This is a genomic window from Pseudomonas sp. DW-iso17 (assembly GCF_058725345.1).
The window spans coordinates 53,972-76,610 of record NZ_JBZXEA010000045.1 but is presented as its reverse complement, the minus strand read 5'-3'; the positions used below and the strand labels follow the sequence as shown (position 1 = coordinate 76,610).

The following is a 22,639-nucleotide window of genomic DNA, read 5'->3' as shown; positions in this document are numbered from 1 at the left end:
GAAAAAAGGCCGCATGAACAGTGGCCCGGAATTCAGTTAAGCACCGTGCAAGACCTTAAAAAAGTGGCATACGCGCCGAATGTTCGGCGCTTTCACCCTCATCCGCGCACAGCACGCTACGTTCAAGTGCCGCCTGCAAAGCATCGAAACGCACCGGCTTGGCCAGCCGATCCGTCATGCCAATGCCATGGCAGCGCTCACGCTCCGGCCCATTGGGCGAAGAGCTCAGGGCGATCACCGGCAATTCACCGCAGCCAGGCAATGCGCGAATCTGACAGCACAACGAAAAGCCACCCTCTGGCACATCCAGCAGCACGGCGTCGAAGCTATGCCCTTGCAATGCAGCGAGTGCCGCCGGGCCGCTGTCCACGGTTTTGACCCGGTAACCGAGCTTGAGCAACATGCCACGCACCGCCAGTTGGCCCACACTGTTGTCGTCCACCAACAGTACCGTGCACTCCTGAGGCGCACGCTGTGCAGGCAGCGTTTGCGTGGCGGGCGTCACCTGCTGCGGCACGGCGCTGACGTCCACTTCCAACTGGAAGCGACTGCCTTTACGGGGCTCAGAATGATGGGTCAGGCGCCCGCCCAGCAGTTCGATCAACTGCCGGCAGATCGCCAGGCCAATGCCCAGGCCGCCGTATTCACGCGTCATCGAGCCGTCCAACTGAAAGAAACGCTGATACAGCGTGGCCTCATCGAGAAAGGCGAAGCCGATACCGGTGTCGGTGACGATAAAGCTCAGGTGCAAGGCGCCATCCCCTTGGGGCACGCCCACCACTCGCAAGCGCACCGCGCCGACGTGGGTGAATTTGAAAGCGTTATCGAGCAGGCAATCCAGGCACTGGAGCAGTTTGTCGGCATCGCCGATCAGCCGGTCCGGCACCTCATCGGACACATCAATGGAGAACGCCAGGCCTTTGCTCTGGGCGCTGCCGGTGAATTGCTGGCGCAAGGTATCGAGCGTGCCGCGCAGGCTGAACACTTGTGGCTGGGCCACCAGGCGACCGGCCTGCAATTCGGTGAGGGTGAGGATGCCGTTGACCATGCGCATCATGTCCCGCGCCGAGCCGGCGGCGGTTTGCTGGTACTGCGTCAGGTCATCGTCCAATGACACGGTTTGCATCAGCTCCAGCGAGCCGATCACACCGTTCATCGGCGTGCGCAATTCGTGGGTCAGGGTGGCGAGAAATTCGTCTTTGAGGCGATTACTGCGGGCCAGTTGCTGGTTGAGCGCTTCCAGCTTCTGGCTGGCATCGAGGAGAATCTGCGCCTGCTGTTCGCGCATGCCGTTGATGCGGTCGGCCAGGGCCAGGGACAACAGCGCCACTTCAATGGCTGAGCCGAGCTGGCTGGCGTACATGGTCAGGAACACGTTAGGCAGGTAACCCAGCACCATCAGGGTGTTGACCACCCCGCCGAGCAGGAAAGCCGACCAGGCGATGATGAAATAACGCGCCATGCGCTGCCCGCAATACCAGGCCTTGATGGCCGCCACGAAGATGGTCACGGTAAACACCAGCGCCAGCGCAGTGGCCAGGCGCAGGGCCACGGCGTAACTGGTCAACAACGCCAGTGCCATCACCAACCCTCCACAGGCCGCGAGCGCCAGCAGGATACGGTTGAGCCAGCGGCTGTGCTGCGCGGTGTGCAGGAAACTGCGCGCGAACAGGCTGCCGAACAAGGCCGCCGAGCCGATCAGGAAGGGCACCGCCGCATTCGCCCACCACGGGTTGTTCGGCCAGAAGTACTCCACCGCGACGCCATTGACCGACAGCTGATACAAGCCGAACGAGGCGATATAGAGGATGTAATACAGGTAGCTGGTGTCGCGCACGCTCAGGTAGATGAACAGGTTGTAGATCAGCATGCCCAGCAACACACCGTAGATGGCGCCGAGCACGTACAAGCGCAGCGGCTGCTCCTCCATGTAGGCGGTGCCGGCCCATAATGTCAGCGGTGCCTGGATCGAGCCTTGGCTTTGCAAGCGCAGGTAGACGGTTTGTTGCTGGTCGGGCAAGAAGCTGAGCTTGAACAGGTAGTTGCTCTGGCTCACCTCACGGCTGGAAAACGGCAACGCGCTGCCGGTGCGGGTGGTGAGGCGGAAGTGACCAGTGCCGTCGTCCTGGTAAAGGTCCAGGCGATTGAGCGGCGGGTAGGCCAGTTCCAGAAACCAGGTGCGCGGTGCCCGGGGATCTTTGGCGGTGTAGTGCAGGTTGACCTTCAGCCAGAACACCGAGCGTGAATAGCCGGCATTGAGCGTGTCTTTGTCGTGGGTCTTGAATTGGGCGGCATAGGCGGGGGAACTGACATCGGCGATGGTGAGGGCATCGGTTGGGTCTTCGAGCACTTGCATGACCCGGCCCAACGGGAGGCTTCGCGTGTCCTGGTTGAACTCGACGGCGCTGGCGAGCATCGGCAGCCCGCACAATAAAAAAATCAGCAAATAGCGCATAGAGCCCCAGCGTAGCCTGGTCCGGTTGTGTCAAAAGCCCCCCATTCCTTTTGAGAAGACGTACACCGGCGATACAGTAAGTTGTTTGGATGCACTTTAGCATAGCCAGTAAAAGCCATTAGCCACCGCGGGAACTTTTTTTAGGACAGCTCTAGAGCAATGCTTTCAGCTCATCTCAGTGCAGCGCTCAGCCACGGCAAATCGCGCCGCAGCGGCAAACTCCTGCCATCGCCAGGCAGCCACGCAAAAAGCGTTTGGTGGTAAGCTCGCGCACCATGAATATCTACAGCTCTCGCCCCGTTGTCCTCTGTCTCTCCGGCCACGACCCCAGTGGTGGCGCCGGCCTGCAGGCAGATATCGAAGCCCTGCTCGCCCAGGGTTGCCACGCGGCCCCGGCCGTCACCGCGTTGACCGTGCAAAATACTGTCAATGTCAGTGATTTCCGCGTGCTTGACCGTGAGTGGGTACTGGCCCAGGCCAATGCCGTGCTCGGTGACTCTGAAGTTGCGGCAGTCAAGCTGGGCATGCTCGGCTCCACCGCGATGGTCGACACCGTGGTCGAACTGCTGCAGGCGCACCCGCATTTGCCGGTGGTCTGCGACCCGGTGCTGCGCGCCGGCGGCGGCGGTAGCCTGGGCAAGGACGAGGTCGGTTATGCAATGCGCGAGCGGCTGCTGCCCTTGTCATTGATCGCCACCCCCAACCTGCCCGAAGCGCGCATCCTCGCGGAACTGCCCGACGGCAGCGCCGACGACTGCGCCGAGAAGCTGTTGCCGTACATCAAGCACCTGCTGATCACCGGCGGCCATGGCGACGAGCACGAAGTGCACAACCGCCTGTACAGCCGCGACGGCACGCGCCAGACCTTTACCTGCCAGCGTTTGCCCGGCAGTTATCACGGCTCGGGTTGCACCTTGGCCAGTGCGCTGGCCGGGCGCATTGCCCAAGGCGAAGGTTTGGCCAGCGCCGTGCAAACGGCTCTCAACTACACGTGGCGTACCCTGCGTGATGCCGAACAACTCGGCCAGGGCCAGTTCGTGCCGCGTCGATTGCCGCTGGATTTCTGCTCGTAACTTATCGCTCGTCAGCAAGGGGTTTGCCCGATGAAACTACGCGGCCTTTACGCCATTACCGACAGCCAACTGTTGGCCGGCAAATTCCTCGCCTACGTCGAGGCGGCGCTGGACGGTGGCGTCACCCTGTTGCAGTACCGCGACAAAAGCAGCGACGAGGCACGGCGCCTGCGTGAAGCCGAAAAGCTCTATGAACTGTGCTCGCGCTACAAGACTCAATTGATCATCAACGACGATGCCGAACTGGCCGCGCGACTGGGCGTCGGCGTACATCTGGGCCAGACCGACGGCCCGCTGACCTCGGCCCGGGCACTGCTCGGCGCCAAGGCGATCATCGGCGCCACCTGCCACAGCCAGATCGAACTGGCCGAACAGGCCGCCAAAGAAGGCGCCAGCTACGTCGCCTTCGGCCGCTTCTTCAATTCCACGACCAAACCCGGCGCACCCGCCGCCACCGTTGACATGCTGGCCCAGGCCCGCAAGCGCCTGCACCTGCCGATCTGCGTAATTGGCGGCGTCACCCTGGAAAACGCCGAGCCGCTGGTGGCCCACGGGGCTGACCTGCTCGCCGTGGTCCATGGCCTGTTCGGTGCCGACAGCACCCAGGAAGTCACGCGCCGCGCCCGTGCATTCAACGACCTTCTTAAATCTTCAGTTTAGAGAGCCCGATCATGTCCCGTTCCGAAACCCTGTTTGCCAACGCCCAGAAACACATCCCCGGCGGTGTGAACTCCCCCGTGCGTGCGTTCAAGAGCGTGGGCGGCACGCCGTTGTTCTTCAAGCATGCCGAAGGCGCCTACGTCACCGATGAAGACGACAAGCGCTATGTCGACTACGTCGGCTCCTGGGGCCCGATGATCCTCGGCCACAGCCATCCGGATGTGCTGGAGGCGGTGCGCCAGCAACTGCAACACGGCTTGTCCTACGGCGCCCCGACCGCGATGGAAACCGAGATGGCCGACCTGGTCTGCTCGATCGTACCGTCGATGGAAATGGTGCGCATGGTCAGCTCCGGCACCGAAGCCACCATGAGCGCGATCCGCCTGGCCCGTGGTTTCACCGGCCGCGACAACATCATCAAGTTCGAAGGCTGCTACCACGGCCACTCCGACAGCCTGCTGGTGAAAGCCGGCTCCGGCGCGCTGACCCAGGGCGTCCCCAATTCCGCTGGCGTACCTGCGGCATTCGCCAAGCACACCCTGACCTTGCCGTTCAACGACATCGCAGCCGTCGAGCAGATGCTCAGCGAAGTCGGCCAGGACGTTGCCTGCATCATCGTCGAGCCGGTTGCCGGCAACATGAACTGCGTTCCACCGGCCCCGGGTTTTCTTGAGGGCTTGCGCGAGCAGTGCGACAAGCATGGCGTGGTGCTGATTTTTGACGAAGTGATGACCGGTTTCCGGGTCGCCCTCGGTGGCGCCCAGGCTTACTACGGCGTTACGCCAGACCTGAGCACCTTCGGCAAGATCATCGGCGGCGGCATGCCGGTAGGCTGCTTCGGCGGCAAGCGCGAGATCATGCAACACATCGCCCCGCTCGGCCCGGTATACCAGGCAGGCACCTTGTCGGGTAACCCACTGGCCATGGCCGCCGGCCTGACCACCCTGCGCCTGATCAGCCGCCCGGGCTTCCACGCCGAGCTGACCGACTACACCACGCGCCTGCTCGACGGCCTGCAACAACGCGCCGACGCCGCCGGCATCCCGTTTGTGACCACCCAGGCCGGTGGCATGTTCGGCCTGTACTTCAGCGGCGCCGACGATATCGTCACCTTCGATGACGTGATGGGCAGCGATGCCGAGCTGTTCAAGCGCTTCTTCCACCTGATGCTCGAAGGCGGCGTGTACCTGGCACCGAGCGCCTTTGAAGCCGGCTTCACCTCGATTGCCCATGGCGAAGCCGAACTGAAGTTGACCCTGGATGCTGCCGAGCGCGCCTTCGCGGCCCTGAAATAAGTGACGGCAACCTCTGACGTTGCCCCTGGCAGCGTCAGATTTGCTACTTTGCTTACAGAGAATTCCTGGTTTTTTCGAGAATTGCACTGCAATCCGGCAGATAACTTGCCCAAGCAGCAGAAAAACGAGTAAAGACTTTGTAAGCAGAGGCCTGCTTATTTCATAATGCGCGCTTATTGGACTCCCTCGAGGGTCCGCGCGCCCCGTCAGAGGTAAGTCGATTCCCATGAAACGCACCGGCCGCACCCTGGTTCTGGGCTGCCTGTTGCTCCTTCAACCGCTACTGGCACATGCCCAGGCCGGCGGCAACTCGTTGTTAATTCCAGCGATGGGTCGTTGCACCCTCAATACCCAGCCAGAGAGCCAGGCCGAAGCCCTGAGCGCGTGCCAGAAACAGGCCGAGGACGGGGATGCGCAGGCGCAATACGAGTTGGGCGAGTACTACCACGACAGCAAGAACCCGGCCGTTGACCTCAACAAAGCGTTGAGCTACTTCGAGAAAGCCTCGTTGCAGGGCCACGCCCAGGCGCAATACCAGTTGGGCAACATGTTCTTCAAAGGCGAAGGCGTGCCGGCCAACAACATTCAGGCGTACATCGTGCTGAAAATGGCCGCGGTCAATGGCGCCGAAGACGCGCTGGACACCGCCGACGAAGTCGCCGAGCACATGCAGCGCGATGAACTGGAAGTGGCGACCCAGGTGCTGGGGCAGATTTTCCGCAACTACCTGCAGGAGTTGCAGAGCGCCGATGGGCGTTCGCCTTTCTCTCCCCTGCCTTGATCACGGCGATAACAGGTAGCCCTGTCGATACGCCGTGACCCCTGCGACGTGGGCAATCGCCATACCGGCGCTTGCCATTCGGCGTATTGATCGTACATACAAAAGCCCTGCACGCTCACACGCTACCTCGGTCACACGGTCTGTAATCGGATCGATGACGTGCGCCACGATTTGTCCTGCTTCCAGGTAATCCCCCACCTGCGCGCAAAACACAATCAAGCCTCCCACCGCACTCACCACCGGCTCGACCCCCGCCAAGGGTGTTGGCGGACTCAATAACGCCGGTAGTGGAGGCGCTTGCCCCTCAACGCCTCCCTGCAAAGTCAGATAGTTGATCAACGCCTGACAATCCTGTCGCGCCAGCCCGTGGCTCACATCAGCCACGCCGCGCAACTCCACGGTCACGGCAAAACCCGGCGCCGCAAAGACCCCAGGAAAACGCGCCTGCATCCGTGCCCAGAACAAGGTGTAGCAATCGTCGAACGAATGCCCGCCCGCGTCCGGGCTCATAAAGCAGGCGCGGGCGCCCAGGTACCGCGCCAGCGGTTCCACCTGGGGCCAGGCGTCCGGTGCCAGGTACAGGTGCTGCACCGCCTCGAAATCACAATGCAGGTCCAGCACTCTGTCGGCGTCACAGGCCAGCGTTTGCAGGGCCAGGCGCAGGGAATGCAGCTGGGTCCCCGGCACCTGGCTGACAAGGGTTTGCCGCAAGGTCGCGCGGATCAGGTGCAGGTTATGCGCAGGATCATCAGTCAGAACATCCTGGACCTGATCCCCGACCTGCTGGCTGACGTCGACGAAGAAGCGATTGAAGTTCTCTCGACTGTCGTTATCGAAGCGTCCCTGCGGCACGTCCATCAGCACCTGCTCCAACCCCAGCGGATTGGCCACCGGCACCAGCACCACCTGCCAACGCAGCGCACCTTTGGCCTCCAGATCTGCCAGCCGTTGTTTGAGATGCCACAACACCAACATCCCCGGCAGCTCATCGGCGTGCAGGGACGCCTGGATGTAAACCTTGCTCGGCGCATCGGCTGGGCCGTAATGAAAACTATGAATATGCCGCGTGGTACCTGGCACAGCCGTCAACAGTTCATGTCTGCAAGTCTGCATATCGCCTCCTATCGATTCGAATCAAGAAAGCTCAGCCAGCGTCGTTCTGCCAGACGGAACAGGCAGATCAACGCGAACGTAATGCACAAGTAGAGCGCCGCGGCCAGGCCAAAGGATTGGAAGGTGAGGAAGGTTGCAGCGTTGGCATCCCGTGCGACTTTCAGGATATCCGGCACCGTTGCCGTGAACGCCAGGGTGGTGGAATGCAACATGAAGATCACTTCATTGCTGTAGTAGGGCAACGACCGGCGCAGGGCCGAGGGCATGATCAAGTGCACGTACAGCTTCCAACCGTCGAAACCCAACGACCGTGCAGCCTCGATTTCACCGCGCGGCATCGCCCGGATCGCGCCCGCGAGTATTTCCGTGGTGTAGGCCGCGGTATTGAGGGCAAACGCCAGAAGGGTGCAATTGAGCGCTTCGCGAAAAAAAGCATCCAGCAACGGTTGCTCGCGAACGGCGCCAATGCTGTAGATGCCGGTGTAGAAGATCAGCAACTGGATATACAGCGGTGTGCCGCGAAACACGTAGGTAAAGCTTTGCACCGGCCAACGCAGCCAGCGTCGGCTGGACGTCCTGGCAATGGACAGTGGCAACGCCAACAGCAGGCCCAGGCACGAAGAGACGCTAGTCAGCCACAAGGTCATGGCCAGGCCGGTGATTTGTTGGCCGTCAGAATAGATAAACGGCCGCCAATACTCCTGGATAAGCTCGATCATGATGATGATTCCTGCACACCGTCACCATACCGACGCTCCAGCCAGCGCAACGCCGCGTTTGAAACACTGCTGAGCAACAGGTAAACCAGCGCCGCCAGCAGCAGAAAAGCCAGTAATTGCTGACTGCTCTTGCCCGCCATCTGCGCCACTTTCACCAAGTCTGCCAAGCCGATGATCGACACCAACGCCGTGGCCTTGAGCAAGACCATCCAGTTATTGCCCAGCCCCGGCAGGGCAAACCGCATCATTTGCGGGAATATCACATGCACAAAACTCTGCCTGAAGGTCAGGCCAAGGGCTTTGGCAGCCTGGAACTGGCCCCGGGGCACAGCCAGCAACGCGCCGCGAAAGGTTTCGGTGAAATAGGCGCCGTAGATAAACCCCAGAGTGATCACGCCGGCGCTGAAAGGGTCGACATCGATGTAGGCCCAGCCCAATTCGCTGGTCAGACGACTCAGGCCTGTCTGCAACCCGTAGAAAATCAACAGCATCAACAACAGGTCCGGAACCCCGCGAATCAAGGTGGTATACACCTGCGCGCACAGGCGCCATGCCCTGACCCTGGACAGCTTGGTGCCTGCCCCCAGCAGGCCCAGGATCAGCCCCAGCAGCAATGACAACAGTGCCAGTTGCAGGGTGACCCAGACCCCGTGCAGTAACATCGGCAAAAAACCGCCCAGGGACGCGGCGAATTGAGTGAAGGCAGGTAGCATGATTGTGTCCTCGCTGGCCGTTGAGGGCGGTTATTGGCCGCTGAACATGTTCACTCCGGGGAAGTACTGCTCTTGCAGGCGAGCGTAGGTGCCATCGGCGTGCAGGGCAGCCAGCCCCTTATCCAACAGCGCTTTCAACGTGTGGTTGCCCTTGGCGATGCCAATGCCGCTTTTGGACGGCATCAACTCGCTGTCAATCAACGGGCCCAGCACGAACCCGACGCCTTGGGGTGAACGTAAAAATCCGCTCTGTGCTTGCTGAGCATCCTGCAGCGATGCCTGCAAACGCCCTGTCAGCAGGTCCGCGTACACTTGCTCCTGATCGGCATAAGCCACCACCTTCATACCCTGCCCGGCGAGCACTTGCCGGGCATACACTTCTTGAGTACTGCCCTGCAAATAGCCGACGGCCATGCCTGTGGAAAGCTCAGTGCCAGGGCGCATCACCATGGCGGTGGGACTGGAAAACACCTCCGAGGAAAAGTCGATGACCTTTTGCCGAGCGGCAGTGATGGTCATTGAAGCAAGGATGGCGTCGATCTTGCCGGCATTGAGGCTGGGAATCATGCCGTCAAAGTCACTCTCGACCCATTGGCAGCGAACATTCAAATGTGCACAAATTGCATTGCCAATATCTATTTCAAAACCGGTCAAAGTGCCCGTACTGTCTTTATAAGCAAAGGGCGCATAGTTGGGATCGGCAGCGAAACGGATCACTTTATAATCGCTGGCAAACAACGATGAATTAATAAGGAGTGTGGTGAATAACATCAGGAGTATTTTTTTCATTATTGTATTCCTCGTTATTGATTGAACAGTCGGACTGACTACACCTCGATAAATGGAATTTCCCGCCGCACTATCAGCGAGCCTTCGGGCGCATCGAACTCACGTGCGATGCGATGACCTGAATACACCGCCGCCGCAATGGTGCCCGGCGCCACACAGTCGCCGATCAGCGTCAGCGTTCGGATGCCTGCCGCCTGTAACTGTTCGGGTGAGTTGTTCAAGGCCTGATACAGCGCCTGCTCAGGCTCCCGGGAAGTGACCAGCAGCAAGGCTGCAGCTGGGATCAACCGCGTACGTTCGGTGTAGATGCAGCCCGCTACCACGCCCTCAGGCTTAACGCTGACCAGCGTATGGGACGGTATGATCGTGACATTCAACTGCATCAGACGACGCTGAATGCGGTGCTGCTCGAGAGTGTTATGGGTCCAGGCCGCCACGTCCGCCGCAGGGGTGACGAATATCACCTCCACACCCCGCGCCACCAGGTGTTCGGCCAGCACGCTGCCCATGTAATAGTGATCGTCATCGAACAGCAGCACCGGCGAAGTGGGCAACACCCCCGCCATCAGGTCATCAGGCGTCAGCACGGGCAGGCTCTCCAGGCCCGTTAAGGGGGAGCGCAAGGCGCGTCCCAAGCCATCCCGCCGCCAATGGGAACCCGTAGCGATGAACACATGCTCGGCGGCGAAATCCAGCACATCCTGGGCCTGCAAGGGGCTTTCCCGATAGATCTCGACTGACGGCATGCGGCTCAACGCATCCAGTCGATAGTCAATCACCCGTGCCCAACTCGCCAGCCCCGGCAGCCGGGCTTCCAACGCTACACGCCCGCCTAGGGTGCGCAGGCTGTCGACCAGGGCCACTTCCATCCCTCGCGCACCTAGGATCCGTGCACACTCAAGCCCGGATGGCCCGGCGCCGACCACCAGCGCCCGGCCGGGTTGCTGCGTACGGTTGACCGACTCGGGGTGCCAGCCACGCCGCCACTCCTCGCCCATGGTCGGGTTCTGTGTACAGCGCAGGGGCGTGCTGGTGTGGTCGCCACTGACACATACATTGCAGCCGATGCATTCGCGAATTTCCTCGGCGCGCCCCTCTTCAATCTTCTTGGGCAAGAACGGATCGGCAATCGAAGGGCGGGCCGCCCCGATCAGGTCCAGTACGCCACGGCGAACCAAAGACACCATGGTGTCCGGCGAAGTGAAGCGGCCGACGCCCACCACGGGCTTGCTGGTCAGCGCCTTGAGCCCCAGCAGGAAGGCCTCCTGGTAACCCTCCCCGGCAAAGCGCGCCGTCACGCTGTCATTGGACCAATCGGCGACATTGACGTCCCACAAGTCCGGCAGGTCCGCCAGCATCGAGAAGATTTCGGCACCTTCGCCCTCGCGGCTGAGGCCGTCGGCCATTTGCTCATCCACCGCCAGGCGGACCGCTACGGCACACCGATCACCGACTGCGTCGCGAGTGTCTTCGATCAACTCGCGCAACAGGCGCACACGGTTTTTCAACGTACCGCCGTATTCGTCGGTACGCCGGTTATTGCGTGGCGTGAGGAAATGGAACGGCACGCTCAGGTCGTGGCCGGCGTACACATAGATGATGTCGAAACCCGCCTCCCGGGCGCGCAATGCGGCGGCTCGATGCAGGGCGCGCAATTGCCGGATATCGGCATGGCTCATGGCCCGAGCCTGCACCGGGTCGTAACTGCGCACCGGGGTATTGGAAGGCGCCCAGGGAATTTCGCGACTGTAGCGGTTGGGCGCCGAGTAACCATTGAATGCCAGCTCTACCCCGGCCAACGCCCCGTGACGGTGTACCCCCTCACACATGCGCGCCAGTGCAGGAATATCGCGTTCATCCCAAAGACGCGCTTCTATATAAGGTGAGAACTCGCTCAGCGGGCTGATTTCGCATTCTTCCGTGCACACCACGCCCCAGCCGCCCTCGGCTTTCACTGCGCGCATGCGCGCCATCGCCGAGGGGTGCACGTGGCCCATGCCATTACAGTGCGGAACTTGATAAAAGCGATTGCGGGTACGCACCGGGCCTATTTGCACCGGTTCAAACAGAATGTCATAGCGAGGATCGCGCACAGGGCTACTCCCGAACAGGTCAGTTCGTTAATGAAGGCGTGATGGAACTTGGCGCTAATGAGTGGCGTGATTAAACGCAGTCGAACGGGGGAAACTTCGAGGTTTTCTTATTATTGGTAGATTCATGATGCCCTCTCTGAATAAACAAAATTTGCTATCTTTCAAACAAAATGTCTATCCATTGAGAGGCAGTTTCGGAAACGCCCTACAAATTAATTGCAGATCACTTCTCAGGCATCGGCATCGGAAACGGCATCACATTGCTCATGCCCCGAGCTTCACTGATCTTCGGCGTCCCCAAGCGCTCGACTTCATCGATGCGCACAATCGAATGCATGGGCACAAAGCTGCGCACTACCCCTTCGAACTGGGCCTTGAGCTTTTCTTCGCCCGGATCGACCACCAACTGGGTGCGCTCGCCAAAGACGAACTCTTCCACCTCCAGGAAGCCCCACAGATCACTTTGATAGATCTGCTTGGCGTACATTTCGAACACCTGGCCCTGGTTGAGGAAAATCACCTTATAGATTGGAGCTTCACGTTTGGTCATGGTGGGCGAACAACACATGGGGATATAAAAGAGGGCGCGAACTATAGCATGGCACCCGATGCACAGCGCTAGGAACCAATGGGCATGCCCCCTATAATGCGCGGTTCTTTACCACCAGTTGACGATTCCCATGGCCAAGAAGCTTTACATCGAAACCCACGGTTGCCAGATGAACGAGTACGACAGCTCGCGCATGGTCGACTTGCTGGGCGAACACCAGGCCCTGGAAGTCACTGCCCGCGCCGAAGATGCCGACGTGATCCTGCTCAATACCTGCTCGATCCGCGAGCGGGCCCAGGACCGTGTGTATTCGCAGCTGGGCCGCTGGCGCGAATTGAAACTGGCCAACCCGGACATGGTGATCGCCGTCGGCGGGTGCGTGGCCAGCCAGGAAGGCGCTGCGATCCGCGACCGCGCGCCCTATGTCGATGTGGTGTTCGGCCCGCAAACCCTGCACCGCTTGCCCGAGATGATCGACGCCGCACGCATCACCAAGCTGCCGCAGGTTGACGTGTCGTTCCCCGAAATCGAAAAATTTGATCATCTGCCCGAACCGCGCATCGATGGGCCGAGCGCCTATGTGTCGGTGATGGAAGGCTGCAGCAAGTACTGCACCTTCTGCGTGGTGCCTTACACCCGCGGCGAAGAAGTCAGCCGGCCGTTTGACGATGTGCTATCGGAAATCATCCACCTGGCTGAAAACGGCGTGCGCGAAGTGACCCTGCTGGGCCAGAACGTCAACGGCTACCGTGGCCAGACCGATGATGGCCGCCTGGCCGACCTGGCGGAATTGATCCGCGTGGTCGCCGCTGTCGATGGCATCGAGCGTATCCGCTACACCACCTCGCACCCGCTGGAGTTCTCCGACAGCCTGATCCAGGCCCACGCCGAAGTGCCAGAGCTGGTCAAACACCTGCACTTGCCGGTGCAATCGGGTTCGGACCGCATTTTGTCGGCGATGAAGCGCAACCACACCGCGCTGGAATACAAATCCAAATTGCGCAAACTGCGCGCTGCCGTGCCGGGCATCTGCATCAGTTCGGACTTTATCGTCGGCTTCCCGGGCGAAACCGAGAAAGACTTCCAGCAGACCATGAAGCTGATCGAGGACGTCGGTTTCGACTTCTCCTACTCGTTCGTCTACAGCCAGCGCCCGGGCACCCCGGCTGCCGACCTGCTGGATGAAACCCCGGAAGCGTTGAAAAAAGAGCGTTTGAACGCGCTGCAACATCGCCTCAATCAGCAGGGCTTTGAAATCAGCCGACAAATGGTCGGTTCGATCCAGCGCATTCTGGTCACCGATTATTCGAAGAAAGACCCGGGTGAATTGCAGGGGCGTACCGAGAACAACCGAATCGTCAACTTCCGCTGCGACAATCCCACGCTGATCGGCCAGTTTGCCGATGTGCACATTGATGCGGCGCAGCCACACTCGTTGCGTGGCTCGTTGATCAACTGATCTCGCTGACCGGATGAAGATCAAAATGTGGAAGCTGGCTTGCCTGCGATAGCGATGTATCAGTGCCCTATGTGCCAACTGACCCACCGCTATCGCAGGCAAGCCAGCTCCCACAGGGGTTCTTCAGGGTTATCGAGAGTGGGGCCAAGCTATTTAAGTGCTTTCGCACACCGGCGCCTGGCGTTATTCTCTCTCTCACCTCATCAGCCAAAGGGCGGCTAAAAGCAACCTTGAACGCACCCATAGCAGAACCCCATCGCTTTATCCTCGAGCCGTTTGAGGCTCGCCGTTTCGCCAACCTGTGCGGACAGTTCGACGAGCACCTGCGCCTGATCGAACAACGCCTGAGCATCGAGATCCGCAACCGCGGCAATCAGTTCGAGCTCATTGGTGAACCTCAACACACCACGTCTGCAGAAAACCTGTTGCGCCGCCTCTACCGCGAAACCAAGGGTAGCGAGCTGTCGCCGGAGACCGTGCACCTGTACCTGCAGGAATCGGCTGTGGAAGACCTGGCCAATAACCCGGTGGCCGAAGCCAGCGTGGCCTTGCGTACCAAAAAAGGCATGATTCGCCCCCGCGGCTTGAATCAGCAGAAGTACGTCAAGGAAATCCTCGGCAACGACATCAACTTCGGCATCGGCCCGGCCGGTACCGGCAAGACCTACCTGGCGGTGGCCTGCGCTGTCGATGCCCTGGAGCGCGAGCAAGTGCGGCGCATCCTGCTGGTGCGCCCAGCGGTCGAGGCCGGCGAAAAGCTCGGTTTCCTGCCCGGCGACCTGGCCCAGAAGATCGACCCCTACCTGCGCCCGCTCTACGACGCGCTGTACGAGATGCTCGGCTTTGAATACGTGGCCAAGCTGATCGAGCGCCAGGTGATCGAGATCGCACCACTGGCCTACATGCGTGGCCGCACTTTGAACAACAGCTTCATCATCCTCGACGAAAGCCAGAACACCACCGTTGAGCAGATGAAGATGTTCCTCACCCGTATCGGTTTCGGCTCCACTGCCGTGATCACGGGCGACATCACCCAGGTCGACCTGCCCAAGGGCACCAAGTCGGGCCTGGGCCAGGTGATCGAGGTGCTCAAGGACGTGCCGGGTATCAGCTTCACGCATTTCATGCCCAAGGACGTGGTACGCCACCCGCTGGTGCAGCGCATTGTCGAGGCCTATGAGCGTTTCGAACACCGCGACGACGCGCCCGCCAAGGACGCTCGCCACGATGGTTGAGCTAGACCTGCAGCTGGCCACCGACGCGCCCGCCCCCAGCGAAGCCCAGTTCCGCCAATGGTGTGAACTGGCCTTGCGCCAGCGCACCGCCGACTCGGAACTGACCATTCGTCTGGTGGACGAGGCCGAAGGCCGTGAGCTGAACCACACCTGGCGCCAGAAAGACTACGCGACCAACGTGCTGTCCTTCCCCGCCGACGTGCCCGACGAATTGCTGGATATTCCGCTGCTGGGCGACCTGGTGATCTGCGTCGCGGTGGTCGAGCGCGAAGCGGCCGAACAAGGCAAGGAACTTGAGGCCCATTGGGCCCATCTAGTCATCCACGGCTGCTTGCATCTCTTGGGTTACGACCACATAGACGATGACGAAGCCGAGGAAATGGAAGCGCTGGAACGAACGTTGCTTGCAGAGCTGGGTCACCGCGACCCGTACGCAGACGACGAAAACTGATCAACACTCAACTGTCATATCAAAGGATTTAGAGTAATCGCTATGAGCGAAGACCGATCGAGCAACGGGCAGAAGTCATGGCTGGGTAAACTGACCCAGGCTTTTGCCCACGAGCCGAAGAACCGCCAGGAGCTCTTGGAGCTGCTGCGCGATGCACACCAGAACAAATTGCTGGACAGCGAAGCGCTGGCCATCGTCGAGGGCGCCATCCAGGTGGCTGACCTGCAAGTACGCGACATCATGGTCCCGCGCTCGCAGATGATCAGCATCAAGGCGACCCAGACCCCACGGGAATTCCTCCCGGCCGTGATCGACTCGGCGCATTCGCGCTACCCGGTGATCGGTGAAAGCCATGACGACGTCATGGGCGTCCTGCTGGCCAAGGACTTGCTGCCGTTGATCCTCAAGGAGAACGGCGACAGCTTCAACATCAAGGACCTGCTGCGCCCGGCCACCTTCGTGCCCGAGTCCAAGCGCCTGAATGTGCTGCTGCGCGAGTTCCGCGCCAACCACAATCACATGGCCATTGTGATTGACGAATACGGCGGCGTGGCCGGCCTGGTCACCATCGAAGACGTGCTGGAGCAGATCGTCGGCGACATCGAAGACGAGCACGACGTCGAAGAAGACAGCTACATCAAGCCGCTGCCCAGCGGTGATTTCCTGATCAAGGCGCTGACGCCGATCGAGAACTTCAACGAGTTTTTCGACAGCGAGTTCTCGGACGATGAGTTCGACACCGTCGGCGGCCTGGTGATGAGTGCGTTCGGGCATTTGCCCAAGCGTAATGAAACCACCGAGATCGGTGCGTATCGCTTCCGCATCCTCAATGCCGATAGCCGTCGTATCCATCTGATCCGTTTGACACCTATCGCCCGCTAAGGACTGACATGCGCCGTATGATCGCACCCGGCTGGCCCGGTAACTTGCTGGCCGTGGTGGCCGGCGCCATCACAACCCTGGCGCTGGCGCCGTTCGATATCTGGCCGTTGGCGCTGGTAGCGGTCGGCCTGTTCTATATCGGCCTGCGGGAGCTGACACCCCGCCAAGCCCTGGCCCGTGGCTGGTGTTTCGGCTTCGGCCTGTTTGGCGCCGGCACCAGTTGGATCTACTACAGCATCCACCACTTCGGCGGCGCTTCGGTGCTGCTGGCGGGGTTCCTGATGCTGCTGTTCACCGCCGCCATCGCCTGGTTCTTTGCCCTGCCCGCCTGGTTATGGGCACGCTGGTTGCGCCGTAACGAAGCACCACTGGCGGATGCATTGACGTTCGCCGCGTTGTGGGTCGGCCAGGAAGCCTTTCGTGGCTGGTTCCTTACCGGTTTCCCGTGGTTGTACTCCGGTTACAGTCAACTCGATGGGCCTTTGACCGGCCTCGCGCCATTGGGTGGGATGTGGCTGATTTCCTTCGCCCTCGCACTCACCGCCGCATTGCTGTGCAACCTGCCGCGTCTGCTGGCCAGCAAGCGCAATGCCTTCATCGGCGCGGGCCTGTTATTGCTGGTTGCACCTTGGGCCATTGGCCTGGCGCTCAAGCATCACGCCTGGACGTCGCCGTCTGGCGCGCCGCTGAGCGTGGCCGCGATTCAGGGCAACGTCGAGCAAAGCATGAAGTGGGACCCCGACCAGCTCAATGCACAGTTGGCGCTGTACCGCGACATGAGCCTGAGCTCCAAGCGCGTCGACCTGCTGGTCTGGCCGGAAACCGCCGTGCCGGTGCTCAAGGAGTCCGTCGAGGGCTACCTGGGCATGATGGGCAAGTTTGCCGCCGACCGGGACAGTGCGTTGATCACCGGGGTACCGATTCGCCAGGAAGTGCACCACCAGAAGCGCTACTTCAACGGCATCACCGTGGTGGGTGAAGGTGACGGCACCTACCTCAAGCAGAAACTGGTGCCGTTTGGCGAGTACGTGCCGTTGCAGGACATGTTGCGCGGGCTGATCGCCTTTTTCGACCTGCCCATGTCCGACTTCGCCCGCGGCCCTTCTGACCAGGCCATGCTACAGGCCAAGGGTTATCAGATTGCGCCGTTCATTTGCTATGAAGTGGTGTACCCCGAATTCGCCGCCGGCCTGTCGGCCCAGAGCGACCTGCTGCTGACCATCAGCAACGACACCTGGTTTGGCCGCTCCATCGGCCCGCTGCAGCACCTGCAAATGGCGCAGATGCGTGCCCTGGAAGCTGGCCGCTGGATGATCCGCGCCACCAACAACGGCGTGACCGGGCTGATCAATCCGTTTGGGCAGATCACCGCGCAGATCCCGCAGTTCGAACGTGGCATTCTCTATGGAGAGGTGGTGCCGATGCATAACCTCACGCCGTACCTGCAATGGCGTTCGTGGCCGTTGATCATTGTGTGCCTGGCATTGTTTGGCTGGGCTCTGCTGGCTGCACGAATGTCCAAAACGCTCTGACCTGTGGGAGCTGGCTTGCCTGCGATGGCGGTGGATCAGTGCCCTGAGTGCTCACTGACCCACCGCCATCGCAGGCAAGCCAGCTCCCACATTTTGATCTCCTGTGTTGCGCCTACCGGTAGAACAACCGATACCCCACCTGCCCCACCGCTTCATTGATCAACTGCCCGCTTTGCCACACCGCCTTGACCTCCGGCATCCAGCCACCCAGCGGTCGGCCATGGTCCACACCCAAAAAGCCCACCGGCCCCGGCACCACGGTGAAGCCGGCCTTTTCAAAACTCCACACCGAACGCGGCATGTGCCAGGCCTGGGTCACCACTACCACACGCTTGATGCCTTGAGGCAAGAGTATCTCGGCGCTCATCTGGGCGTTTTCCCAGGTAGTGCGGCTTCGCTCTTCTTTCCAGCGTACGGTGACACCGAAGTCATCCTGCATCGACACGGCCATCAGCTCGGCCTCACTGGGCGGCGTGCCGTAGTGCAAGCCACCGCTGGTCAGCACTGGCAAACCGGATGCTTTGGCCAGCCGCGCGGCAAAACGCTCACGCTCCAGGCCAATACCGGTGGGCTGGTCGCTGCCCCAGGCAACGTCACCGCGCTCGCGCCCCGAGCCCAGCACCACAATCGCGTCGGCACGCTGGGCCAAGGTGGCCCAGTCTTCCCGGGCCAAAGGTGGTTCTGTCTCCAGGACACGGGCGCCCCACTGCACCATCACTGGCAGGCTGATCAACCACATCCCGCCCAGCCCGAGGGCAAAGCACAAGCCCGCCAGGCGTGGACGGCTGCGGCGAAACCACCAGGCACACGCCAGCAACAGCAGAAAAATACCGGGCGGCAACAACAGTTGTTTAATGAAATAACGAAAAGGCATCGGGCATCTCCAAAGATGCCCGCAGCCTAGATGCATCGGGGTTTTGCAACAATCCTTACCGACAACATTTTGATAACGCTAACGGATAACGCGGGGCTCACTTGCACCGCACGGAGCGGAAGTTCTCTGGCCCGCGGCCGGTCGCCAGGTCTTTGAGCCAGATGACCTTGGCCGAATGAGCGGGCGGGGAAGCCTGCCCATGGGAGGCGCGGTCGTGATTCAACGCCAGGTAGTTCTTGATCAATTCAAGCTCCGCCTGGCTCAAGCCTCGCAACTCCAGCTCCAGAGGCCGCTCATCACGCAATCGGCCTGCGGTTCTTGCGGCATCCAATGCCCGACCCAAACGGTCGATCAATCCTTCATACAACTGCGGTTTCGTTAAAGTTCGCTGCGATTCAACCATCCCCTCACCTCATTGAAGAAATACTTGCTCCCCACTAAACAGCGTAGCCCCCGTGGCTGCGCCTGCCCGGTGCCGCGACAGACGGCCCTTGCCGCGCAATCAGGGTTTCCCTCGATAGAGTGGGGTCATGTATGCTACGGCGCTTCCTGTAACTCCACTTCCCGCAGGGTTTGGGCACGGACGCGCCGCTTCTTGGTGTCGAACAACCCGGACAGTGCACCGAAGAGGATTAGGCCACCCCTATCCAGTTCAAAAGTAGCCATGCACGAACAATATCAGCCCCGTGAAATAGAAAATGCCGCCCAAACCTTCTGGGACGAGCAAAAGTCCTTTGAAGTCAGTGAACAGCCAGGCAAGGAGACTTACTACTGCCTATCGATGTTCCCTTACCCCAGCGGCAAGCTACACATGGGGCACGTGCGCAACTACACCATCGGCGACGTGATTTCGCGCTACCAGCGCATGCTCGGCAAGAACGTGTTGCAACCTATGGGTTGGGACGCCTTCGGCATGCCGGCAGAAAACGCCGCGATGAAAAACAACGTGGCGCCCGCCAAGTGGACCTACGAAAACATCGCCTACATGAAGACCCAGCTGCGCAGCCTGGGCCTGGCGGTGGACTGGTCCCGCGAGGTCACCACCTGCAAGCCGGATTACTACCGTTGGGAACAATGGCTGTTCACTCGCCTGTTCGAAAAAGGTGTGATCTACAAAAAAAGCGGCACCGTGAACTGGGACCCGATCGACCAGACCGTACTGGCCAACGAACAGGTTATCGACGGTCGCGGCTGGCGTTCCGGCGCGCTGATCGAAAAGCGCGAAATCCCGATGTACTACTTCAAGATCACCGCCTACGCGGATGAACTGTTGTCGAGCCTCGACGATCTGCCGGGCTGGCCTGAACAGGTCAAGACCATGCAGCGCAACTGGATCGGCAAATCCAAGGGCATGGAAGTGCAGTTCCCGTACAACGTCGACTCCATCGGCGAAGCGGGCGCACTCAAGGTCTTCACCACCCGCCCAGACACCCTGATGGGCGCGACCTACGTCGCCGTGGCCGCCGAACACCCGCTGGCCACCCAGGCCGCACAGAACAACCCTGAGCTGCAGGCGTTCATCGCTGAATGCAAAGGCGGCAGCGTGGCCGAAGCCGACGTCGCCACCCAGGAGAAAAAAGGCCTGCCAACCGGCCTGTTCGTCGAGCACCCGCTGACCGGCGAGAAACTGCCGGTTTGGGTCGCCAACTACGTATTGATGCACTACGGCGATGGCGCCGTCATGGCCGTGCCGGCCCACGACGAGCGCGATTTCGAATTCGCTACCAAGTACAGCCTGCCGATCAAGTCGGTCGTGCGCACCAGCTCGGGCGACACCAACCCCGCTCCGTGGCAAGACGCCTACGGCGAGCACGGCACGCTGATCAACTCCGGCGAATTCGACGGCCTGGACTTCCAGGGCGCCTTCGATGCCATGGAAGTGGCCCTGATCCAGAAAAACCTCGGTGCCTCGCGCACCCAGTTCCGCCTGCGCGACTGGGGCATCAGCCGCCAGCGCTACTGGGGCTGCCCGATCCCGATCATCCACTGCCAAACCTGCGGCGACGTGCCGGTACCGGAAGACCAACTGCCGGTCGTGTTGCCAGAAGACGTGGTGCCGGATGGCGCTGGCTCGCCGTTGGCACGCATGCCTGAGTTCTACGAGTGCAGCTGCCCTAAGTGCGGCGCACCGGCCAAGCGTGAAACCGACACCATGGACACCTTCGTCGAGTCCTCGTGGTACTACGCTCGTTATGCCTCGCCGCACTATGAAGGCGGCCTGGTGGAGAAATCCGCAGCCGACCATTGGTTGCCGGTGGATCAGTACATCGGTGGCATCGAACACGCCATCCTCCACCTGCTGTATGCGCGCTTCTTCCATAAGCTGATGCGTGACGAAGGCCTGGTGAGCTCCGATGAGCCGTTCAAGAACCTGCTGACCCAGGGCATGGTGATCGCCGACACTTACTATCGTCGCGAAGCCAATGGCGCCTACACCTGGTTCAACCCGGCGGATGTCGAGCTTGAGCGTGACAGCAAGGCCAAGGTCATCAGCGCCAAATTGAAGGCCGACGGCCTGCCGGTGGAAATCGGTGGCACCGAGAAGATGGCCAAGTCCAAGAACAACGGCGTCGACCCACAGTCGATGATCGATCAGTTCGGCGCCGACACCTGCCGCCTGTTCATGATGTTTGCCTCGCCGCCTGACATGAGCGCCGAATGGTCCGACTCTGGCGTTGAAGGTTCGCACCGTTTCCTCAAGCGCGTCTGGCGCCTGGCCCACGCCCACGTCAGCCAGGGCCTGCCGGGCAAGCTGGACCTCGGCGCCTTGAACGACGAGCAGAAAGCCGTGCGCCGCAGCATCCACCTGGCTATCCGCCAGGCCAGCCAGGACGTCGGGCAGAACCACAAGTTCAACACCGCCATCGCCCAGGTGATGACGCTGATGAACGTGCTGGAAAAAGCCTCGCAGGCGACCGAGCAAGACCGTGCGCTGATCCAGGAAGGCCTGGAAACAGTTACCCTGTTGCTCGCGCCGATCACGCCGCATATCAGCCATGAACTGTGGAGCCGTCTGGGCCACAGCGGTGCCGTCATCGATGCCGCCTGGCCGGTGCAGGATGACAGCGCCCTGGTACAGGACACGCTGCAACTGGTCATCCAGGTTAACGGTAAACTGCGTGGCCAGATCGACATGCCGGCCAGCGCCAGCCGTGAAGAGGTTGAAGCAGCTGCACGTATCAATGAGAACGTGCTGCGCTTTACCGAAGGCCTGACCATCCGCAAGGTGATCGTGGTGCCTGGCAAACTGGTCAATATCGTCGCCAGCTAAATCGGATCAGGCGCGGGGCTTGGGCCCCACGCCGAACTAAACCTTTAGGGCCCGAGAAGGCCCACCTGGTTTCAAGGGGAGCAACAAAATGATCAAACGCAATCTGCTGGTTATGGGCCTTGCCGTGCTGTTGAGCGCTTGCGGCTTCCAGCTGCGCGGTACCGGCACCAATGAGCTGTCGCTCAAGGAACTCGACGTCAGCGCCCGCAACGCCTACGGCGAAACCGTCACCCAGCTGCGCCAGACCCTGGAAAACAGCGGTGTGCACGTGTACAACGGCGCCACCTACAAACTGATCCTGACGGATGAGCGCGAAACCCAGCGCAATATCAGCTACGCCAGTGCTGGCCGTGCGTCCGACGTCGAGTTGAACACTGCGCTGATGTTCGAAATACAAGGCCGTGATCAGTTGCCGTTGATGGGTGACAAGATCCAGGTGCAGAAAGTGGTGAGCCACGATGGCAACAACCTGGTGGGTTCGGACTCCGAGACCATCCAGGTGCGCAAGGAAATGCGTCGTGAGCTGATCCAGCGCATGATGACTCGCCTGCAAATGCTCACTCCGGAAAAACTGGCTGAGCTGCAGCAAGTGGCCGACAACAAGGCCAAGGCTGATGCCGACGCCCTGAAAGCCGCGCAGGAATATGAAGACAACACGCCGAAACAGTCGCCTGTTGAAGTCCCTGTCGAGTAA

Annotated in this window: 20 protein-coding genes; 11 read left to right on the top strand and 9 right to left on the bottom strand. The window is 60.7% G+C overall.

Features of this window, described 5'->3' with window-relative positions:
• Positions 1-55: 55 nt before the first annotated feature.
• Positions 56-2,455 (bottom strand): hybrid sensor histidine kinase/response regulator, encoded by a 2,400-nt coding sequence (locus AC4PS6_RS24055; RefSeq protein ID WP_336827051.1) that lies wholly within the window; start codon positions 2,453-2,455, stop codon positions 56-58.
• 275 nt (positions 2,456-2,730) lie between these two features.
• On the opposite strand from AC4PS6_RS24055, the gene AC4PS6_RS24050 reads away from it, so the two are divergent.
• The 4 genes from AC4PS6_RS24050 to AC4PS6_RS24035 all read left to right on the top strand — a co-directional run bounded on the left by AC4PS6_RS24050 (position 2,731) and on the right by AC4PS6_RS24035 (position 6,264).
• Positions 2,731-3,528: a hydroxymethylpyrimidine/phosphomethylpyrimidine kinase gene (locus AC4PS6_RS24050; RefSeq protein ID WP_019818058.1), complete on the top strand. Its 798-nt coding sequence runs from the start codon at positions 2,731-2,733 to the stop codon at positions 3,526-3,528.
• Positions 3,529-3,558: 30 nt separating this feature from the next.
• Positions 3,559-4,188, top strand: a complete 630-nt coding sequence (gene thiE, locus AC4PS6_RS24045) for a thiamine phosphate synthase (RefSeq protein ID WP_014720063.1) — start codon at positions 3,559-3,561, stop codon at positions 4,186-4,188.
• An 11-nt stretch (positions 4,189-4,199) separates the two neighbouring features.
• Positions 4,200-5,483 carry a glutamate-1-semialdehyde 2,1-aminomutase gene (gene hemL / locus AC4PS6_RS24040; RefSeq protein WP_019818059.1) on the top strand — a complete coding sequence of 428 codons (1,284 nt, stop codon included), beginning with the start codon at positions 4,200-4,202 and terminating at the stop codon, positions 5,481-5,483.
• 226 nt (positions 5,484-5,709) lie between these two features.
• Complete coding sequence (locus AC4PS6_RS24035; protein ID WP_014720065.1) at positions 5,710-6,264, top strand: tetratricopeptide repeat protein; 555 nt, start codon at positions 5,710-5,712, stop codon at positions 6,262-6,264.
• Here AC4PS6_RS24035 and AC4PS6_RS24030 read toward each other — a convergent pair whose 3' ends face one another.
• The 6 genes from AC4PS6_RS24030 to AC4PS6_RS24005 form a co-directional block, all read right to left on the bottom strand.
• The gene (locus AC4PS6_RS24030; RefSeq protein ID WP_073843938.1) at positions 6,265-7,377 is read right to left on the bottom strand and encodes a succinylglutamate desuccinylase/aspartoacylase family protein; all 1,113 of its coding nucleotides are present in this window, start codon (positions 7,375-7,377) and stop codon (positions 6,265-6,267) included.
• 8 nt (positions 7,378-7,385) lie between these two features.
• A complete protein-coding gene (locus tag AC4PS6_RS24025) occupies positions 7,386-8,096 on the bottom strand; it encodes an ABC transporter permease (protein WP_038451623.1) in 711 nt (236 codons plus the stop codon).
• Entirely contained in the window at positions 8,093-8,809 is a 717-nt protein-coding gene (locus AC4PS6_RS24020; RefSeq protein WP_492181035.1) for an ABC transporter permease, read from the bottom strand. Before AC4PS6_RS24020 ends, AC4PS6_RS24025 begins: the two co-directional genes overlap by 4 nt.
• Before the next feature lie 30 nt (positions 8,810-8,839).
• A complete protein-coding gene (locus tag AC4PS6_RS24015) occupies positions 8,840-9,598 on the bottom strand; it encodes a transporter substrate-binding domain-containing protein (RefSeq protein WP_019818062.1) in 759 nt (252 codons plus the stop codon).
• Positions 9,599-9,636: 38 nt separating this feature from the next.
• The gene (locus AC4PS6_RS24010) at positions 9,637-11,691 is read right to left on the bottom strand and encodes an oxidoreductase (protein WP_032904149.1); all 2,055 of its coding nucleotides are present in this window, start codon (positions 11,689-11,691) and stop codon (positions 9,637-9,639) included.
• Between the two features lie 223 nt (positions 11,692-11,914).
• The gene (locus AC4PS6_RS24005; RefSeq protein ID WP_003215457.1) at positions 11,915-12,241 is read right to left on the bottom strand and encodes a DUF1820 family protein; all 327 of its coding nucleotides are present in this window, start codon (positions 12,239-12,241) and stop codon (positions 11,915-11,917) included.
• A 130-nt stretch (positions 12,242-12,371) separates the two neighbouring features.
• On the opposite strand from AC4PS6_RS24005, the gene miaB reads away from it, so the two are divergent.
• The 5 genes from miaB (at position 12,372) to lnt (ending at position 17,800) form a co-directional block, all read left to right on the top strand.
• Positions 12,372-13,700 carry a tRNA (N6-isopentenyl adenosine(37)-C2)-methylthiotransferase MiaB gene (miaB, locus tag AC4PS6_RS24000; RefSeq protein ID WP_014720071.1) on the top strand — a complete coding sequence of 443 codons (1,329 nt, stop codon included), beginning with the start codon at positions 12,372-12,374 and terminating at the stop codon, positions 13,698-13,700.
• A gap of 230 nt (positions 13,701-13,930) precedes the next feature.
• Positions 13,931-14,935 (top strand): PhoH family protein, encoded by a 1,005-nt coding sequence (locus AC4PS6_RS23995; RefSeq protein ID WP_014720072.1) that lies wholly within the window; start codon positions 13,931-13,933, stop codon positions 14,933-14,935.
• Complete coding sequence (gene ybeY / locus AC4PS6_RS23990; protein WP_014720073.1) at positions 14,928-15,386, top strand: rRNA maturation RNase YbeY; 459 nt, start codon at positions 14,928-14,930, stop codon at positions 15,384-15,386. Before AC4PS6_RS23995 ends, ybeY begins: the two co-directional genes overlap by 8 nt.
• Positions 15,387-15,428: 42 nt before the next feature.
• Complete coding sequence (locus AC4PS6_RS23985) at positions 15,429-16,268, top strand: CorC family transporter (protein ID WP_003194444.1); 840 nt, start codon at positions 15,429-15,431, stop codon at positions 16,266-16,268.
• Between the two features lie 8 nt (positions 16,269-16,276).
• Entirely contained in the window at positions 16,277-17,800 is a 1,524-nt protein-coding gene (gene lnt / locus AC4PS6_RS23980; protein ID WP_014720074.1) for an apolipoprotein N-acyltransferase, read from the top strand.
• Between the two features lie 112 nt (positions 17,801-17,912).
• Here lnt and AC4PS6_RS23975 read toward each other — a convergent pair whose 3' ends face one another.
• The gene (locus AC4PS6_RS23975; protein WP_014720075.1) at positions 17,913-18,674 is read right to left on the bottom strand and encodes a YdcF family protein; all 762 of its coding nucleotides are present in this window, start codon (positions 18,672-18,674) and stop codon (positions 17,913-17,915) included.
• Between the two features lie 97 nt (positions 18,675-18,771).
• Positions 18,772-19,077, bottom strand: a complete 306-nt coding sequence (locus AC4PS6_RS23970; protein WP_020301951.1) for a hypothetical protein — start codon at positions 19,075-19,077, stop codon at positions 18,772-18,774.
• 261 nt (positions 19,078-19,338) lie between these two features.
• On the opposite strand from AC4PS6_RS23970, the gene leuS reads away from it, so the two are divergent.
• Positions 19,339-21,945 carry a leucine--tRNA ligase gene (gene leuS, locus AC4PS6_RS23965; protein ID WP_200600697.1) on the top strand — a complete coding sequence of 869 codons (2,607 nt, stop codon included), beginning with the start codon at positions 19,339-19,341 and terminating at the stop codon, positions 21,943-21,945.
• A gap of 88 nt (positions 21,946-22,033) precedes the next feature.
• A complete protein-coding gene (locus tag AC4PS6_RS23960) occupies positions 22,034-22,639 on the top strand; it encodes an LPS-assembly lipoprotein LptE (RefSeq protein WP_014720078.1) in 606 nt (201 codons plus the stop codon).

Bases quoted from the DNA above. Each gene is read 5' to 3' on its own strand.
- AC4PS6_RS24055 (WP_336827051.1), bottom strand. From the start codon at position 2,455: ATGCGCTATTTGCTGATTTTTTTATTGTGCGGGCTGCCGATGCTCGCC.
- AC4PS6_RS24050 (WP_019818058.1), top strand. From the start codon at position 2,731: ATGAATATCTACAGCTCTCGCCCCGTTGTCCTCTGTCTCTCCGGCCAC.
- thiE (WP_014720063.1), top strand. From the start codon at position 3,559: ATGAAACTACGCGGCCTTTACGCCATTACCGACAGCCAACTGTTGGCC.
- hemL (WP_019818059.1), top strand. From the start codon at position 4,200: ATGTCCCGTTCCGAAACCCTGTTTGCCAACGCCCAGAAACACATCCCC.
- AC4PS6_RS24035 (WP_014720065.1), top strand. From the start codon at position 5,710: ATGAAACGCACCGGCCGCACCCTGGTTCTGGGCTGCCTGTTGCTCCTT.
- AC4PS6_RS24030 (WP_073843938.1), bottom strand. From the start codon at position 7,377: ATGCAGACTTGCAGACATGAACTGTTGACGGCTGTGCCAGGTACCACG.
- AC4PS6_RS24025 (WP_038451623.1), bottom strand. From the start codon at position 8,096: ATGATCGAGCTTATCCAGGAGTATTGGCGGCCGTTTATCTATTCTGAC.
- AC4PS6_RS24020 (WP_492181035.1), bottom strand. From the start codon at position 8,809: ATGCTACCTGCCTTCACTCAATTCGCCGCGTCCCTGGGCGGTTTTTTG.
- AC4PS6_RS24015 (WP_019818062.1), bottom strand. From the start codon at position 9,598: ATGAAAAAAATACTCCTGATGTTATTCACCACACTCCTTATTAATTCA.
- AC4PS6_RS24005 (WP_003215457.1), bottom strand. From the start codon at position 12,241: ATGACCAAACGTGAAGCTCCAATCTATAAGGTGATTTTCCTCAACCAG.
- miaB (WP_014720071.1), top strand. From the start codon at position 12,372: ATGGCCAAGAAGCTTTACATCGAAACCCACGGTTGCCAGATGAACGAG.
- ybeY (WP_014720073.1), top strand. From the start codon at position 14,928: ATGGTTGAGCTAGACCTGCAGCTGGCCACCGACGCGCCCGCCCCCAGC.
- AC4PS6_RS23985 (WP_003194444.1), top strand. From the start codon at position 15,429: ATGAGCGAAGACCGATCGAGCAACGGGCAGAAGTCATGGCTGGGTAAA.
- lnt (WP_014720074.1), top strand. From the start codon at position 16,277: ATGCGCCGTATGATCGCACCCGGCTGGCCCGGTAACTTGCTGGCCGTG.
- AC4PS6_RS23975 (WP_014720075.1), bottom strand. From the start codon at position 18,674: ATGCCTTTTCGTTATTTCATTAAACAACTGTTGTTGCCGCCCGGTATT.
- AC4PS6_RS23970 (WP_020301951.1), bottom strand. From the start codon at position 19,077: ATGGTTGAATCGCAGCGAACTTTAACGAAACCGCAGTTGTATGAAGGA.
- leuS (WP_200600697.1), top strand. From the start codon at position 19,339: ATGCACGAACAATATCAGCCCCGTGAAATAGAAAATGCCGCCCAAACC.
- AC4PS6_RS23960 (WP_014720078.1), top strand. From the start codon at position 22,034: ATGATCAAACGCAATCTGCTGGTTATGGGCCTTGCCGTGCTGTTGAGC.